This window comes from Bacteroides sp. AF29-11, assembly GCF_003602895.1.
Lineage (GTDB): Bacteria > Bacteroidota > Bacteroidia > Bacteroidales > Bacteroidaceae > Bacteroides > Bacteroides uniformis.
Window position 1 is genome coordinate 450,297 of sequence record NZ_QTLY01000002.1, and the last position, 15,955, is coordinate 466,251.

Below are 15,955 nucleotides of genomic sequence, written 5' to 3' on the forward strand. Positions count from 1 at the left end.
GATTATAAACAAAAATATTCAATGCTCTAGTGTCCTTAAAACTTTTGCAGGCATTCCTGCAACAACAGTATATTCTTCAACATTATGAGTAACCACAGCACCAGCACCAATATATGCGTTTTTACCTATTTCATGTACCTTGCCACTTACTATTAAAGCACCTATCCCTACAAAAGCATTATCTGCAATATGAACATAAGCACCTATTAATGCACCAAAGGCAAAATAGCAATTACAACCAATATAAGTATTGTGTGATATTGACACATTATAACTCAATACTGTGTTATCACCTATTACAACATCGGGATGAATCACTGTATTGATATGAACAACACATCCTATACCTATTTTTGCGAATCTAGATATTTGTACAGTAGGATGTATTAAAGTAGGAATTTTTCCACCTTTATCTCGTATTTTCTTGAATAAATCAGCCCTTATTTCATTATTTCCTTGACTTAAAGCAAAATTCATTCCACATAATGTCTCGTGTGAGAAAAGATCATTATATGAACCAATAATAGGATATCCATGATCTAATTTTCCAGTAAGTTCTTCATTGTAATGATACAATCCTTTTATAGTATATCCACAAGATTCTACCAAATCAATATAAACAGGAGTATTATGTCCAACACCTAAAATGTAAATTTCTTTATTCATGATTAGTTATTATGGTTATAATACGTTTAATAGAATCAATACACAAACCATTATACATCGGCAAACATATCACACTCTCTGCCACTTTATGTGCCACCAATAAATTCTCTTGCCGTGCTGACTCCAGCCCCCGGTAAGTAGAAAATTCACTTATCAAAGGATAGAAATACCGCCTACCTAAAACATTCCGTTCCTTCATCTTGAAATAAAGTTCATCGCGTGTCATGCCATATTTCTCAGAATCCACGAATATGGGAAAGTAAGAGTAATTATGACGGACTTCGGGCATATCTTCCATAAAAGTGATACCAGGTACATGTTCCAAGCCTTTACGATACATGATAGCCACTTGACGACGAGCTTCAATAGCTGCATTCACTTGTTTCAAATTCAACAAACCATAAGCACTACGTACTTCGTCCATCTTGCCATTGATACCCGGAGCTATGACAGTCGTTTCCCCCGCAAAACCGAAATTCTTCAAATAGTCGATACGCTTTTTAGTCTTCTCATCATGGCAAATCAAAGCACCACCTTCAATCGTATTGTAAACTTTGGTCGCATGAAAACTCAAGGTTGACATATCACCGGCATTCAGAATTGATTTTCCACCCACTTCTACCCCAAAAGCATGGGCAGCATCATAAATGACCTTCAAACCGTATTTGTCCGCTATCGCCTGGATACGCTCTGTATCACAAGGCTTGCCATAAACATGTACCGGCATAATCGCCGTTGTCTTGGGGGTTATTGCCGCTTCTATTTTGTCCGGATCAATGTTACAAGTTTCAGGGTCAATATCCACAAATACCGGTTTGATTCCATTCCACCACAAAGCATGGGTGGTAGCTACAAAGCTATACGGAGTTGTTATCACCTCACCAGTAATACGCAATGCTTGCAGAGCACACATCAAAGGCAGTGTGCCATTGGTAAAAAGACTGATATAAGGCACCTTCAAATATTCACACAAGGCTTTCTCCAATTCTTGATGATAATAACCGTTATTGGTCAGCCACTTACGGTTCCAAATATCCTGTAAATAAGGAATGAAATCGTCAAGCGAAGGAAGTAATGGAGAAGTAACTGTAATCACTTTATTTTCCATCTTACTATAAAAATATATACTGATTTCTATTTTTTGTGAAGAGCCGACAACCCAAGCCGTTTTACCTCAAGATACTCTGGTAATCTTAATCTTTCATAAACAGCAAAAGCTAATGTCAAACCAACAATAATCTGAATGGGCAATTGAATATAAACGGATATATCCAATAAGGAAAAAAGCCACATGACAGCAGCAATTGTCAAAGAAACTGCAAAAACCGGAAGCACATCCTTAATTTGTTCTATGGTAGAATAGCGTATCAAGTCGGCAGAATAGTGGCTATTTAAGAAATAGGCTATGAAAGAGGTTAAGACACTCCCCCACAGCATATATTCGATGCCATAAAAAATACCTATCAGAATAGGAAACACCGCAATGGTCTTCTTTATGATTTCTAATTTCAGAAACAAGTCCGAACGTCCTTTCACCTGCAAGATATTCAGATTGATGGCATGAAGCGGATAAAGCATACCGCTGAAACAAATGATCTGCAGAAAGGAAACGGCAGTCAACCATTTCTCACCGATCAGAATTATAATCAAAGGTCTAGCCACAGCTGCAAGTCCCAACATGCAAGCGAATGTCACAAGCATTGTAGTCTTTATTATCTGCCGATAAGCTTCGCGCAAGCGCTCCGGTTCTTCTTGAATGGAACTAAGCACCGGATAGCTGACACGCTGGACAATACTGGTCAGATTACTGGAAAATATCGTATTGAACTGCTCTGCACGAGTATATTGCCCCAACTGTGCAGAACTGTAACAACGGCCTATAACCACATAATAAACATTCTTGTAAAGAGTATCCAATAATCCGGACAACAAGAGCTTATAGCCAAAGCCGAACATTTCCTTGAAGCTTTTTACGGAGAATTCCCATTGGGGCATCCATTTACAGAATATCCAAAGAAACAGAGAATTCAGAATCTGCCGGGAAAGCTGTTGCCACACCAAACTCCATACTCCAAAGCCCACTATAGCCATGCCTACGCCAACCAATCCACTTGAAACAGAAGAGATTATGGATACTTTGGTCTGTGTCTTAAAATCAATACCTCTTACTAATATGGTACGGGGAATGATACCCAATGCATTAACAATCAGAATCAGCCCTATTACCCTTAACACATCTATCAAAACCGGTTCTTTAAAAAACAGACTGATAGCGGGAGCAGCTACATATAAAAGGATGTATAAAACAATACTGACTATCAAGTTAAACAAGAAAACCGTATTGTAGTCTACCTTTTCAATACGTACTTTCCGTATCAGTGCATTAGAGAAGCCACTGTCGACAATAGAGTTGGACACCGCTATGAAGATAGCTATCATGGCCATAATGCCATATTCGGCAGGAGTCAAGAGACGGGCCAATATCAGGCCTACCAAAAAGGTAACACCGGAATTGGATATGTTATCGATAAAGCTCCACTTCGCACCATGGACAGCTTTATTTTTCAAAGATTCGGGCAATATTGTTACAAATTATTATTCAATCTTCTCCACCAGCGACGCATGCACAAACGTCGTCGCCACCGCCATCACCCCCTCGATGTTCACCACCACCCTCCTATCATGGCGCACACGCACAAACACCCCTTCCACTCCTTCGAAGATGCCGCCGGTGATGCGTACCCGTGTTCCTTGGGAGAGGTTCAGTTCGGTGGGTTCAAGATAGAGCACGGCCTGGTCGTAGGTGCCCGACACGGCGATGAAGCTGCGCATTTGTGAGTCCGGGATGACGATGGGCTGGCGGGTCTCGCGGTCCATGATATAGCGGATAGGGATGTTCATGCCCGGTTTGTTCTTTATTTCATCCATACGCTCGCGGGTGGAGCGGACGAAGACCAGGTTATGGACCGCAGGAACAAGCTTGCGCAGGCGGCGCTCTTTCCTCACGACATACTCATAGCGCATGGGAATATAGTTTTCAATGCCCGCTGCATCCAGGTAATCCTTGAAAAAAAGCTCTCGGCTATAGGTGACACGCACTGCATACCAGTGCATTTCTGCATTCTCGTTCACGAAAAAATATGATTGGGGGACACCGGAGTAGCGAAGTACCTCCCGGTCAAGTAATGTAATGCGGTTACTTTAAATAGGCTATATGCATTCATTTTATTTCAAAACCCTCCACCATCTCGGAAGGAAGGCGACGAAATAGTTATATTCAAGCTATCTTGCGATAAGCCGTTATCAACGAAACGTTTATGATGAAAGAAATGTTTTATAACACGTTCCGTTTAATGAACGCAAAGGTAACGTCAAGAAATGAAAGTACAAAATATTCTGATTGATAAAATGATAATCTTTTTTAATGCAGACATCATCACACTATATATCAAAGAATTACGCCTATTAGGTAAGATACACGCGCACGCGCGTCATTTCTTATCTTTTTAAAGAAAGGGTGTGTTACATATATAACCATAGGTTCCGGTACCTCACCCTATACATACAGACTACACACACGCTTCACTTGTTCACGGAGAGGGGCACCACAGATTACACAGATTGGCACAGAGGAGCACAGAGAAGAATTCTTCGCTACGTTCTGAGTGACGGATACTCACGGAAACAAAAGGATGATACGCACGGACATACACAAAAGTGATACGCACAGAAACTACAAAAATCCGTGCCAATCCGTGTAATACATAGTGCACAGACTTCTCTTTTTTATTAATTTTGCACCCGATTCGTTAACTTAATATAAAATTAGATTTTCAAATTGTAATTATGAGAACAAAAAAACGCCAATTAGCGTGATGCAAATCAAAGGGAGAGATTACCAAGTGCTGTACACCAAAGAGAGCAAAGAGGTGCAAGTGGCCATCGACCTGCTTTCTATGGTAGAACACAAGTCGTTAACCGTGGAATACAAGGAGCGGAAGGCTTTCCTGACACCCTTCATCCCACTGCTGATAAATCCCCAAAAGGAACACGGACTGAAGGGCGTAAGCCCCTTCGCCAAGCTGCTGCATCTACTTGTAAACTTTATGGACGCGGACGGAAGCGGCAATACGCTGAACCCCGATTGCATTGAGGATGAGATATATAAGCTCTTCAATGAGCTATATCCCAAGGAGTAAAACGGACCAAGGAATTCAAATTGTAAAAAAACGGCTGTCCCACTGCGGATGGCCGTTTTTGCTTCCTAAGGAAATAAGCGGCATCTTTGCGCCGCCAATAAGGCAAACTTAATACAAGTAGAATGGAAAACATTCCAGTTACCACCTACCGTGGTTTCAGCGCCGTCAGCGGGGAGACAACCTTCACGCAGGACATGGCTGACATAAGAAACGGCAAGCATGCCAAGTTAATCATCAAAATCGCCAGCCTCGTGGCACAGGGAAAGGTGGAGGAAGCCAACCACGTCAAGAAGCAGCTTCCCTTCAGGACCCTCACGGCCAACTACCGGGAAAGAAGGCTCGCACCGAGCATCACCCGCTACAACCCCGTCATCACGCTCGACATCGACGACCTGGAAGAAGGACAGTTGGAGCAGACCCGGACCCTCATCAACGAAGACCCGCACACCCTGGGCAGTTTCCTCTCCCCCAAAAGGCACGGCTACAAGCTGTTCGTCTTCATGCAGACGGAATACACCCGGCGTCTGTATGACCGTCTCCGGCAGGGCGAGGTGACCTACGCCACGCTCGAGGAGATACACCTGAAGCTGTACAGCGCCGCCAAAGAGCACTACGAGGCCCTTCTCGGAGTAGAGGTGGACGGAAGCGGAAAGGACATCTCGCGAGGATACTTCATGTCCTTCGACCCGCATGCCTATATCAATGCCGCACTGCTGGAACAGATTTCCCCGTTGCCGGCACGCATCATCCCGCCTGCGAAGAAGGAGAACAGCCCAAAGAAGACGCCCGTCGAAACGGTACACCCCCTCCCCGCCTCCTCTGCCGCCACGCCGCAGGACGCAAAGCCTTGGGAGAAGCTGATATTCTCCCAAGCCGTGACCGCCGTGAAGCGCACCACCAGGTTCCGGGCAGGCAACCGCGACAACTTCCTCTTCGCCCTGGGCAACAAATGCTACAGCAAGGGCCTGGACGAGCAGACAGCCATCAGACTGGCGAAAAACGAGTTCGGACAAGAGTATCCCGACGTGGAATCTCCCCTGCACAATGCCTACATCTATACCGACAAGACCAGCGAAGCCGCTACAAAGAAGGAAGAGAAAAAGCCCGTCATCAACCAAGTGATGAGCTTTCTGGAAGAGCACTACGGCATCCGCAGGAACCTCATCCTGGACCGCCTCGAATTCATGCCCTATGCCCTGTCGGCAGATGCCGGAAAAGGTTACCGCCCCATGCGCGGAAAGGACTACAACACCATATTCGTAGACCTGCAGATGGCCGGCATCTCCTGCTACCAGAATTTCCTCAGAGCCGTGATAGACTCCAACTACGCCAAGGAGTTCAACCCCTACACCGACTATCTGTACGCGCTTCCCCCCTGGGACGGGACGGACTACATCGCCCAACTTGCCGACACCCTGACGACCGAGAACCGGGAACTGTGGCAGGAGGGCTTCAAACGGTGGATAGTGGGCCTGGTGGACTGCGCGCTGAGCGACGAGGACATGAACCAGCTCGTCATCATCCTCTACAGCGAGCAGGGAAAGGGAAAGAGCAGCTGGATTCGGCGCCTGCTGCCGCCCGAGTGGAAAGAGTACTTCTACAACGGCATAATAGACCCGAGCAACAAGGACGATGCCCGCCTGCTCGCCACGCGAATCATCATCAACATGGAGGAGTTCGAAGGCGTGAAGCCCGGCGAGCTGGCAGCATTGAAGCGAATCATCGCGCAGGACAACGTGACGCAGCGCAAGGCCTACGACATCGAAGCCTTCACCCTGCCCCGCCACTGCTCCTTCATCGCGAGCACCAACAACCGGCAGTGCCTGCAGGACATCGGTGGAAACCGGCGTTTCCTCCCCATCACCGTCACCGGCATAGACTACCACACCCCGGTGAACCATCCCGGCATCTACGCCCAGGCGCTCGCCTTGCTGAAAGACGGTTTCAGATACTGGTACGAGGGCGAGGAGATAGAACAGCTGAACAAGCATAACGAACGGCACCGCATGAAAGACCCCGTGGAGGAGAACCTCTTCGTCTTCTTCCGCAAACCGCTGCCCGAGGACCTGCAGGTAAAATGGCTCCCTGCCAGCGTCATACTGACCAAGCTCAGCATATTCGGGAAGGTGCAGGTGAACCCGCACACCCAGCTGGTACTGGTGCAGGCACTGGAAAAGTACGGATTCGGTACACGGACCAACGAGCAGGAGACGACCGAATATGAGGTAGTGGACATCCAGCTATATCAGTAACCGGTATTCGAGGAGAAGAGAGAAGCCCCGTAACATATATTGTTGTGCATGACAACATATATTGTTACGGGGCTTTACATATATTGGCGTTTTCTTTACACGGCTTCCCTATTTCCGGCCGGCATCCTGTCAGGGTTCTCCCAGATACTTCACCAGCACTTTCACTTCCAGCGGAGTGAAGGTGCGCCGGTATTTGTTGTAGCCCACCTTCTCCAGCTCACCCTTCAGCGCCTTGTTGTGGCGTATCCATGCCGCCAGGGTATAGATGGCATTGCTGATGCAGTAAGTCGGGTTGTAGAGCATGGCAAGCTCCTCCTTCGAATAGGCGTGGATGCGGAACGGACGAAGGTCTTCCTCCTCCTCTTCCCTCTTTTCTTTTTCTGTTTTCATTCCTTATGTTATTGGTTGATTATTACACCATAAAGATACTGAATATCAGCGGTATGACCAAGCGTATACAGACATAAACGGGCATCGGACGAAGAACTTTTCCTGAACAGAAAGGAAACGGGAAAGAGACGGCGTAACCCGAAGAAAGCCATGAGCAGAAAAAGCCGGAGAAGTACTTTTGCAGCACCCCTCTTCCCCCCCCTAAAGGAGAAAGAGAAGAGTATTGCAATACGGGACTTTAATTTCTAATTGTTAATTTTTAATTATTTAATTGTTTATGGGAGTACCATTCAAGAAGATTGCGAGGAAAGATCCTCGAAAGGCAGATGCGGTGGCAAAGTTCTACCCGCAGCTGGTGACACTGGGCGACAATGCGACGCTGGACGACATTGCGTATGTGATGAAGGAGAAGAGTTCGCTGACACTGGGAGACATCCAGAGTGTATTGACCAATTTTGTGGAGGCCATGATAACAACCCTCTACAGCGGCCAGTCGGTGAATATCAAGAACTTCGGCGTATTCAGCCTGTCGGCGCGTACGGCAGGCGTACTGGATGTAAAGGAGTGCACCGCCAAGAACATCAAAGCGGTGAAAATCAATTTCCGGCCTTCCAGCACCGTAAGACCGGACATCGCCGCCACGCGTGCCGGGCAGAAGATTGACTTCTACGACCTGGAGGCATTGGTGAACAAGGGAGACGGTGAAGGAGGAAGCTCCGGCGGCGGTTCCGGCTCGGGAGACGGAGGCGGTTCGGACGGAGACCAGGGCGAAAATCCGTTGGGATAAGTATGACTGATTTTACTACCGATTCGTATGTTCAACTTTTAAAACGTATATAGCATGAAAAAAAGTATCTGGGATAAAATTCTGAAAGTCGTAATTGCAGTAGCCTCTGCCATCTTAGGGGCATTGGGAGCCAATGCGATGAACGTGAACATTTAAGTCACCGGAAAGAAAGGACGGCAGGAAGAGGAAACCCCGAAAAAGGTTTCCTCTTTCTCTTCCCTCTCTATACAGCGCAGGATACGCCAGTCGCAGCTACGCACCCAATAGCGGAAAGCCATGTTCGGGTGGAAATGCTCCGAGAAGTCCAGCAGACGTTCCAAATCAAACTCCTCGGAGATGACACCGGCACCGCTACGGAATGCATCGTAGGCGTTACAGTCCTGCTCGATATGCGCCGGAACCATCAGCAAAGGCTTGCCCAGATACATCGCCTCGCAGACCGACTCGAAGCCGGCAGTGGTGGCATAGGCCTTGCAGCCTGCCATGTAGCGCAGGAACTTGACGTCATCGAGCTGATGGAAACTCAAGGTGTCGTCCACACGGCACACCTCGGCTTCGTCCTGCTTGTCCCAGAAGAAGTGGAGGGGTATTTCCGGATGGGCACTGTGCCAGTGGAGGATATTCTCGCCAAAACCGGAGTTTACCATGTATCCGTGGAGATAATCCCCTTCCGTACCTTCGCACGACAGCACCTCCCTCCGCAGCAATGGCGGAACCACGCGGACATACGCTTCTTCGTCATCCTCCATCTCGCGGAAGGAAAGGGCGAGCTTTTCGCGGGCACCTATGCACGTGAGGCGGGTGAAAAGGCGGAGCAGCCACAGATGGAAGCCGTTCTTACCGGGAAACTCGAAATCGCGGTGCAGGAACAGGTACTGGTGCCCGACGCTTATTTGAGGAACGGAAGGACGGAAGAAGAGATAGGTCATCCCCGTGAGCAGTTCGTAGAAGTTGATGACCAGTTCGGCGCCACTCTCCTCAATGCGGCGGTGTATATAGTGCATGCTTTTCAGATAGACGGGCAGACGGGTGAGATTATAGGCCACACTGCGCGCAAGACTTGCCCGCTTGTTGGCAGGCGTAGGCAGGAAATTGGGACTGAGAAAGCGTTTCACCGGAGCTTGAATGCTGCGGTTGAAGAAACCGGGCAGACAGCGCGAATTGCTTTTGCCCACCAACACTTCCACTACTTCGTGACCGTTGCGGCGCAGCAGCTCTTCCATTGTAATGGCTTGGGTCAGATGCCCGCGGCCTTCTCCTTGAACGATAAAAAGGACTTTCATTGAGACGACTTGATGATTTACAAATTACTGTTGAAACACATGCAGCACATGACGTTGCATTTAGTTGATGCAAATATCGCACCTCCGTGTTACGGCAGAATGTGAAGAATGTGACAATTCGGTTATAAATGACAAAAGTCACACCGGCATCGCGCAGACATGACTTCAAGAGAATTTATGGAATAAATACGTAAAAAGGATAATTCGGTCGGCATATGATGCCGGAATATCAGACAAATTCCTCGACCATATACATATCACTGACAAAATCGTCAACAATCTGTTCCAGGTTTTCGCAGGCTTCGTCAGGCGTTTCACCGTAGGCGCTGCACAACACATTATTCATAAAATAAGCGTAAAAACCACCGCCGGCTGCCGCCTCTACGGTATAGTCATTTCTGTTCAGTTTCATATTCGGGCCTCCTTTCTTTTTTTACGCTGCAAAAATGAGGGAAAGTTGTTACGAGGAGATGTGAAGGAGGTTACAATAGTATGTAGATTGGTTGGCTTTGATGCAGTGGAAAATAAATGGATTGAATATTAGGAGTTTTCATTTATTCAGTTTACCTTTGATTAAAAATAAAAGCAATGGGTAAAATTAAACCATATAAAGAGCAAGACTCTTCCAAACAAACGGCACAAGAACCGATGATGGCAACTTATCATCAATCAGCCATACCGATGGACGACTTTATCAACAGTATTCCCCGAGATGCTTTGGCTGAAGCCCTTCTATTTGCCTTAGAAGAGAATAAAGCAGGACACTGTATATCAAACTCCCAAATAGAGAGTATGATAAATGAACGCATGGGATGGAAATAGTCTGGTCTAAGTTGGCTTATGAGCACTTTTTAGAGATACTTATTTATGTAGAGAATAATTTTGGCATGTTGACGGCACAGAAAACACGTCAAAAGATACAAGACAAAGTAAATCTTTTAGCAAAACATCCGTATATAGGAATTATAGACAGTGATTTTTCTACTCTATTTAACAACATTACTGTCCGTCATTTAAAACTTTCCCCTAACGTGATATATTATTTGATTGATGAGAATAGGATTGTCATTGCAGCAATGCTTCATTCAAAACAATCTCCGGAAACTGTACGTAAAACAATCTCAGAATTTCTGAAGCAATATAAATAGCTGTTCATCAATTCATGATGAGAGATAACTCTATAAATTTAAAACCGAGAGGACGTATCAAGATATACAATCACCCCGGATTACGCGGATTAACGCAGATAAAAGTTTCTGATTATCAGAACTCCTAAAATCATCTGTGTTAATCCGCGTAATCCGGGGTGGGTATTATTAATAGGAACGTGCGAAAATCACGCGGCAGGCAGAAGGCTTGCCGGTAACCATACACTTGCCCGGTTCCTTGTCACCCGGAACAAATGAATCGAAAGGAATACAACGGATGGTTGCTTTGGTCTCTTCCTTGATTTTCTCTTCGGTTTCGGTAGTCCCGTCCCAATGAGCCAGAATGAAGCCGCCTTCTTCAATCTTTTCCTTGAATTCCTCGTAGCTGTCCACGCTGGTGATGCGGCTGTTACGGTAATCGAGCGCTTTCTTGTAGACATTAGCCTGAATGTCCTCGAGCAAATCCTTCACGTACTCTTCGATACCCTCGCAGGAACGCGTCTCCTTCTCCAGTGTATCGCGACGCATGATTTCCATTGTATTGTTCTCCAGGTCGCGGCCACCCATCACCAGACGAACGGGAACACCCTTCACCTCATAGTCGGCAAACTTGAAGCCCGGACGTTTGTTGTCGGCATTGTCGTACTTCACGGAAATACCCATTGACTTCAGCTTGGCAACAATGCCTGCCACTTTCTCGTCAATCTTAGCCAGCATCTCTGCATTCTTGTAGATAGGTACGATGACTACTTGTATCGGAGCCAGGTGCGGAGGAAGTACCAGACCGTTGTCATCGGAATGCGTCATGATAAGCGCTCCCATCAGACGGGTGGAAACACCCCAGGAGGTAGCCCAAACATACTCCAGCTTGTTCTCCTTATTGACGAACTGTACATCGAACGCCTTGGCGAAGTTCTGTCCCAAGAAGTGGGAAGTACCGCTCTGCAAAGCCTTTCCGTCCTGCATCATCGCTTCGATGGTGTAGGTGTTGAGGGCACCTGCAAAACGCTCGTTGGCAGACTTCACGCCCTTTACCACGGGCACCGCCATGTATTTTTCGGCAAACTCGGCATATACATTCAGCATCTTTACCGCTTCTTCTTCGGCTTCCTCGCGAGTGGCATGTGCCGTGTGTCCTTCCTGCCAGAGGAATTCGGCGGTACGGAGGAACAGACGGGTACGCATTTCCCAACGGAACACGTTTGCCCACTGGTTGCACAAGATAGGCAGGTCGCGGTATGAATTGATCCAGTTCTTGTAGGTGTTCCAGATGATGGTTTCGGAAGTGGGGCGGATAATCAGCTCTTCTTCCAGTTTTGCAGCAGGGTCCACCACCACACCGCCGCCATTCGGATCGTTCTTCAAACGATAGTGCGTCACGACGGCACACTCTTTGGCAAAGCCTTCCACATGTTCCGCTTCACGGCTGAGGAATGATTTCGGAATAAGCAAGGGGAAATAAGCGTTGACGTGTCCCGTTTCCTTGAACATATCGTCCAACTGACGTTGCATCTTCTCCCAGATAGCGTATCCGTAGGGCTTGATCACCATACAGCCGCGTACAGCCGATTGTTCTGCCAAATCGGCTTTTACCACCAACTCGTTGTACCACTGAGAATAGTTCTCACTACGTTTGGTAAGGTCTTTCAATTCTACTGCCATTCTATTTCGTTTTTTAAAGTTTTCGTTGATTTCTCTAAACAGTCGGCAAAAGTACAAATTTTAAAGGAAATTTATTTGAAAAACAAATAGTATTTTTAATAGAACCGAAAACACACTAATCTACATATTCTATTTTAATCACAATCTTCCTGCTTTTAACAAGTTCCCCCTTTCCCCGAACAGAAGGCTGGTGAATGTCCGAAGGGAAAAACAAGAAGAAACTGCCGGCATCGGCAGAGTAGTGTTTTATCCGGGAAGAGGTATAAAAAGCAACATCCTTTTTTGAATTATACGCCTGACGTACTTCGACGTCACTTGCCAGCCCCATCTTTTCATTTCCCCAGAGTACATACTGAAGGTCGACAAAACGGAGGTGACTTTCAATATTCCCTTTCTCCACCTCTTTGGGAATGTATTCACTGACCGTAGCCCAGCATTTCCCCTCCAGAATGACATGGTTGCCAATGGACAGCGCTTCCAAATCATGTTCGGCAAGAAAGCGGAATGCAGCATCCCAGACATCCTTGTTCTTATGATATTGGCAGGCAAATTCAACAGCATTGACTGATTTATGGGGAGAGACAGTCCAGCCATTGGACCAAACGGCACTTTTCATCCATTTCTTCGCATTTCCGGAAGTCCACTCCGGACTTGTCTGTGCTGATAAATACATACAAAAGAGTATTAATGAATAAATAATTGATATACGCTTCATATTTTTTATTTTATCGTGAATTGAAACTGGTCATAAGATTCCGTACGCCATGCCTTGTCCTTGGTTTGAGGAGAAAAGCCGAAAAGCGGAGAATAGGTCCTGACCTGCACCGTATGTCCGTCGGGCAGGAATTCGAGCAGACGCAGCCAGCCGTCTCCCCCGTTTCCACTCATGCCGCCACCCAACGCCTGGCAGTTGAACATCATCTGGTGCACATCGTGTCCGGCTGCATTCTTGTCGGTACGGAATCCCGTGGTATAGTCCAACCGTTCATTCGGAGTGGCATAGTGTCCGCACAACACAAGACGGATGTTGGCGGAAGGTTGCACCAGCTTCTGCCAGATGCCTTCGCCCGTATTGGACGGGGTTATCTTATAGCCTTCTTTGGTGATGCGCTTGCTGTCGAAGCCGGTAAGGTAGGAATGGGTGATGAGAATCACCGTATGGTCCTTGAAGCGCGGGGCAGCCACCAGCTCCCTGGCCCATGACAAGACCTCGTCGCGCGGGGCAAATTCAACGGCAATAATCAAAATCCTCCCCCAATGCTCGTCCGTTATCTCCATGGCGGCATTCTCCAGCGTAGGCAGGCCGTTTCTGTTATTGGTGGCGGCCACGATGGTCTTTCTCCATAGGCTGTTGCGCTCTATCGGGAAATATTCCGGGAAACGGGTCATCGAGTTCTCCGAACGGGTGTAGCCGTAATCATGGTTTCCGGTAGAAATGAGATAAGGGACCTTGTTGTCCAACCGCCCGAAAGCCCGCGACACAAATGTCCACTGCTCCCGGCTCGTAAGATTCCCGAAACGCGGGAAGGGAGGTAGAATACATTCATTCTGGTCTACCAAGTCGCCCGTACAAAGCACCGCCTTTACACGGAGGGAGTCTATATGATGAGCGGTCCACGCCGTCATCAGCTCAAAAACCGGCTGGTTATAGTCATACTTCACGTAGTTTTGCGGGTCGCCCAGCAGGACGATGGAAAAAGAATTAGGATTGCACAAATGCTGCTGGTTGGTATTGACTTGTGCCCGGAGCTGGAGGAATGCCAGCAGGCATCCCAAACAAAGAATGATTCTGTTTTTCATGGTTGCGTACTGAATTGATAAATACATGTCTGTTTATAAAGGTCTCCTTCACGTAATACGATGGAGGGGAAATGCGGATTGTTCGGTGTATCGGGAAAGCACTGGGTTTCAAAGCAGACGGCGCTACGACGCGGATACACAGTGCCATGCATGCCCGTGAAGCCCGGCAAATAATTGCCGGTGTACATGATAAGCCCCGGCTCTGTGGTATAGATATCCATTCTGCGCCCACTGGACGGACTGATGCAGGTGGCGGCGAAAGAGAGCTCATGCAGCGCGGGTTTCTTCAAGACAAAACAGTGGTCATAACCGTGGCCGTTGAGCAACTGCAAGTCTTTCCGGTTGATGCGTTCGCCTATGGAATGGTAGTCGCGGAAATCAAAAGGCGTATCGCCCACTGCCCTGACTTCACCGGTATTGTTCGTATTCATGTCGATAGGCAGGTAGAAATCCGCGTTTATCCTCACCAGATGGTCTTCAATGGAAGTAGTGGGAGTTCCCATGCCCGCCAGGTTAAAATAGGCATGATTGGTGGGACAGAACAAGGTGTCGCGGTCTGTCTCCGCCTCATAATCTATACGGAACCCATTGTCGTCCGTCAAGGTATACATCATCCTTACCGTAACATTGCCCGGAAAACCGGCTTCTCCATCGGCATGGAAATGCCGGAGGAGAAGTTGGTTTTCACACGGTTGCTGTGCTTCCCACACCACCGTGTGAAAACCGTTATCACCACTGTGCAGAGTATTAGAAACAGAGTTAAGCTGTAAGTGATAATCTTTTTCTCCTACACGGAAAGCGCCGTGCAATATGCGTCCGGCTACGGGGCCTATAGTAGCTCCTATATAATAGTCCTTGCTTTGCCTGCGGGCCTCTTCCAGCGTATCGAAGCCTATGACGACATTTTCAAACTTACCATGACTATCAGGAGCCATGATGGATAAGACGATGGCCCCGTAGTTCGTGACGCACATCTCCATACCGCTGCCATTGCGCAGTATATAAAGGCCGGTATCCTTTCCGTTGATTACGGACCGGAAATTATCAGGATTCAATCCCGTCAGGTTGGTCTTATCTTTCATACTTTCTAAACTTCGGGATATTCGTTGCACAACAGATGTTCGGCCGGAACATCCTCTTCTATCTGCGGGAAACGCCCCTTGGGGGTGAGGAAACGGTTGTCTCTCATGTCATCGTTCACTGTAGAGACTTCGCCTACCAGACAATGGTCGTCCTCGGCCCAGAAAGTATGGTAGAGATAAGGCTCATAACAAATGCTTTGTCCGGGAGCAAGACGCACCGTTTCTCCGGGAGCTACCCGTGTACTGACTCCGTCGATGGAAACGACAAGCGGTTCTTCAGTCAGCATTTCAGTTTCCTTGTCGGCCTTCCACAGACGCATGCAGAGGATTCCTCCACCCCGGTTGATGATGTCTTCCGTTTTCAGCCAATGGAAATGGGTGGGAGTAACTTGTCCGCAGCGGACAAACATAATCTTTTCACAATAGGGTTTGTCTTTCTTCTGCAGACTTCCATTACGGAGGGTTACCAGCGTCAGGCCGATTTTCAGGAAATCGCCCCAGCCGAAGTCGGTCAGGTCCCAACCCATGGCTCTTTCCCGGATATCATCACATTCCGGTCCTTTGGTCTTCCAGTCGTCCGGAGTCCAGTCCGCCCATGGAGGCAGCATGAAGTGGTACTTTGTCATAAATGCTTTGGCTTCGCGGATATATTGATTGATTTCACTGCGTTTCATATTTATCTATTT

Annotated in this window: 18 protein-coding genes; 6 read left to right on the plus strand and 12 right to left on the minus strand. The window is 47.4% G+C overall.

Features of this window, described 5'->3' with window-relative positions:
* Window positions 1-18 precede the first annotated feature (18 nt).
* The 4 genes from DWZ03_RS04615 to DWZ03_RS04630 are packed head-to-tail and all read right to left on the minus strand — an operon-like array spanning window position 19 to window position 3,780.
* Window positions 19-666, minus strand: a complete 648-nt coding sequence (locus DWZ03_RS04615; RefSeq protein WP_117703325.1) for a transferase — start codon at window positions 664-666, stop codon at window positions 19-21.
* Window positions 659-1,774, minus strand: a complete 1,116-nt coding sequence (locus DWZ03_RS04620; protein WP_120128999.1) for a DegT/DnrJ/EryC1/StrS family aminotransferase — start codon at window positions 1,772-1,774, stop codon at window positions 659-661. Before DWZ03_RS04620 ends, DWZ03_RS04615 begins: the two co-directional genes overlap by 8 nt.
* A gap of 26 nt (window positions 1,775-1,800) precedes the next feature.
* Window positions 1,801-3,246 (minus strand): lipopolysaccharide biosynthesis protein, encoded by a 1,446-nt coding sequence (locus tag DWZ03_RS04625; protein ID WP_120129001.1) that lies wholly within the window; start codon window positions 3,244-3,246, stop codon window positions 1,801-1,803.
* A gap of 15 nt (window positions 3,247-3,261) precedes the next feature.
* Window positions 3,262-3,780 carry a UpxY family transcription antiterminator gene (locus DWZ03_RS04630; RefSeq protein WP_120129003.1) on the minus strand — a complete coding sequence of 173 codons (519 nt, stop codon included), beginning with the start codon at window positions 3,778-3,780 and terminating at the stop codon, window positions 3,262-3,264.
* 761 nt (window positions 3,781-4,541) lie between these two features.
* Here DWZ03_RS04630 and DWZ03_RS04640 point away from each other — a divergent pair.
* Together DWZ03_RS04640 and DWZ03_RS04645 are read left to right on the plus strand one after the other, a co-directional pair.
* Complete coding sequence (locus tag DWZ03_RS04640) at window positions 4,542-4,865, plus strand: hypothetical protein (RefSeq protein WP_005829213.1); 324 nt, start codon at window positions 4,542-4,544, stop codon at window positions 4,863-4,865.
* Between the two features lie 122 nt (window positions 4,866-4,987).
* A complete protein-coding gene (locus DWZ03_RS04645) occupies window positions 4,988-7,117 on the plus strand; it encodes a VapE domain-containing protein (RefSeq protein WP_120129005.1) in 2,130 nt (709 codons plus the stop codon).
* 129 nt (window positions 7,118-7,246) lie between these two features.
* Here DWZ03_RS04645 and DWZ03_RS04650 read toward each other — a convergent pair whose 3' ends face one another.
* Complete coding sequence (locus tag DWZ03_RS04650; RefSeq protein ID WP_005829216.1) at window positions 7,247-7,507, minus strand: DUF4248 domain-containing protein; 261 nt, start codon at window positions 7,505-7,507, stop codon at window positions 7,247-7,249.
* Between the two features lie 277 nt (window positions 7,508-7,784).
* Between DWZ03_RS04650 and DWZ03_RS04655 the strand changes: the two genes are divergently transcribed.
* Window positions 7,785-8,294 (plus strand): HU family DNA-binding protein, encoded by a 510-nt coding sequence (locus DWZ03_RS04655; RefSeq protein ID WP_005829218.1) that lies wholly within the window; start codon window positions 7,785-7,787, stop codon window positions 8,292-8,294.
* 54 nt (window positions 8,295-8,348) lie between these two features.
* Window positions 8,349-8,450 (plus strand): smalltalk protein, encoded by a 102-nt coding sequence (locus DWZ03_RS19925; protein WP_005836960.1) that lies wholly within the window; start codon window positions 8,349-8,351, stop codon window positions 8,448-8,450.
* Here DWZ03_RS19925 and DWZ03_RS04660 read toward each other — a convergent pair.
* Together DWZ03_RS04660 and DWZ03_RS04665 are read right to left on the minus strand one after the other, a co-directional pair.
* Window positions 8,447-9,577 carry a glycosyltransferase family protein gene (locus DWZ03_RS04660; protein ID WP_120129007.1) on the minus strand — a complete coding sequence of 377 codons (1,131 nt, stop codon included), beginning with the start codon at window positions 9,575-9,577 and terminating at the stop codon, window positions 8,447-8,449. The genes DWZ03_RS19925 and DWZ03_RS04660 overlap by 4 nt on opposite strands.
* A gap of 229 nt (window positions 9,578-9,806) precedes the next feature.
* Entirely contained in the window at window positions 9,807-9,989 is a 183-nt protein-coding gene (locus tag DWZ03_RS04665) for a hypothetical protein (RefSeq protein ID WP_005829223.1), read from the minus strand.
* A 176-nt stretch (window positions 9,990-10,165) separates the two neighbouring features.
* Between DWZ03_RS04665 and DWZ03_RS04670 the strand changes: the two genes are divergently transcribed.
* Complete coding sequence (locus DWZ03_RS04670; RefSeq protein ID WP_005829224.1) at window positions 10,166-10,399, plus strand: hypothetical protein; 234 nt, start codon at window positions 10,166-10,168, stop codon at window positions 10,397-10,399.
* A complete protein-coding gene (locus DWZ03_RS04675; protein ID WP_005836958.1) occupies window positions 10,390-10,725 on the plus strand; it encodes a type II toxin-antitoxin system RelE/ParE family toxin in 336 nt (111 codons plus the stop codon). Before DWZ03_RS04670 ends, DWZ03_RS04675 begins: the two co-directional genes overlap by 10 nt.
* A gap of 168 nt (window positions 10,726-10,893) precedes the next feature.
* Here DWZ03_RS04675 and proS read toward each other — a convergent pair whose 3' ends face one another.
* From proS to DWZ03_RS04700, 5 genes are all read right to left on the minus strand, one after another.
* On the minus strand, window positions 10,894-12,387 hold the full coding sequence (gene proS / locus DWZ03_RS04680; protein WP_005829226.1) for a proline--tRNA ligase: 1,494 nt from the start codon (window positions 12,385-12,387) through the stop codon (window positions 10,894-10,896).
* A 115-nt stretch (window positions 12,388-12,502) separates the two neighbouring features.
* Window positions 12,503-13,060, minus strand: coding sequence for a YhcH/YjgK/YiaL family protein (locus DWZ03_RS04685; protein ID WP_005829228.1), 558 nt, complete (start codon window positions 13,058-13,060; stop codon window positions 12,503-12,505).
* Window positions 13,061-13,107: 47 nt separating this feature from the next.
* A complete protein-coding gene (locus DWZ03_RS04690) occupies window positions 13,108-14,187 on the minus strand; it encodes a metallophosphoesterase (protein ID WP_005829230.1) in 1,080 nt (359 codons plus the stop codon).
* Window positions 14,184-15,269 carry an aldose epimerase family protein gene (locus DWZ03_RS04695; RefSeq protein ID WP_005829232.1) on the minus strand — a complete coding sequence of 362 codons (1,086 nt, stop codon included), beginning with the start codon at window positions 15,267-15,269 and terminating at the stop codon, window positions 14,184-14,186. The genes DWZ03_RS04690 and DWZ03_RS04695 overlap by 4 nt, the downstream gene beginning before the upstream one ends.
* A gap of 5 nt (window positions 15,270-15,274) precedes the next feature.
* Window positions 15,275-15,943, minus strand: coding sequence for a D-lyxose/D-mannose family sugar isomerase (locus DWZ03_RS04700; RefSeq protein WP_005829234.1), 669 nt, complete (start codon window positions 15,941-15,943; stop codon window positions 15,275-15,277).
* Window positions 15,944-15,955: the final 12 nt, after the last annotated feature.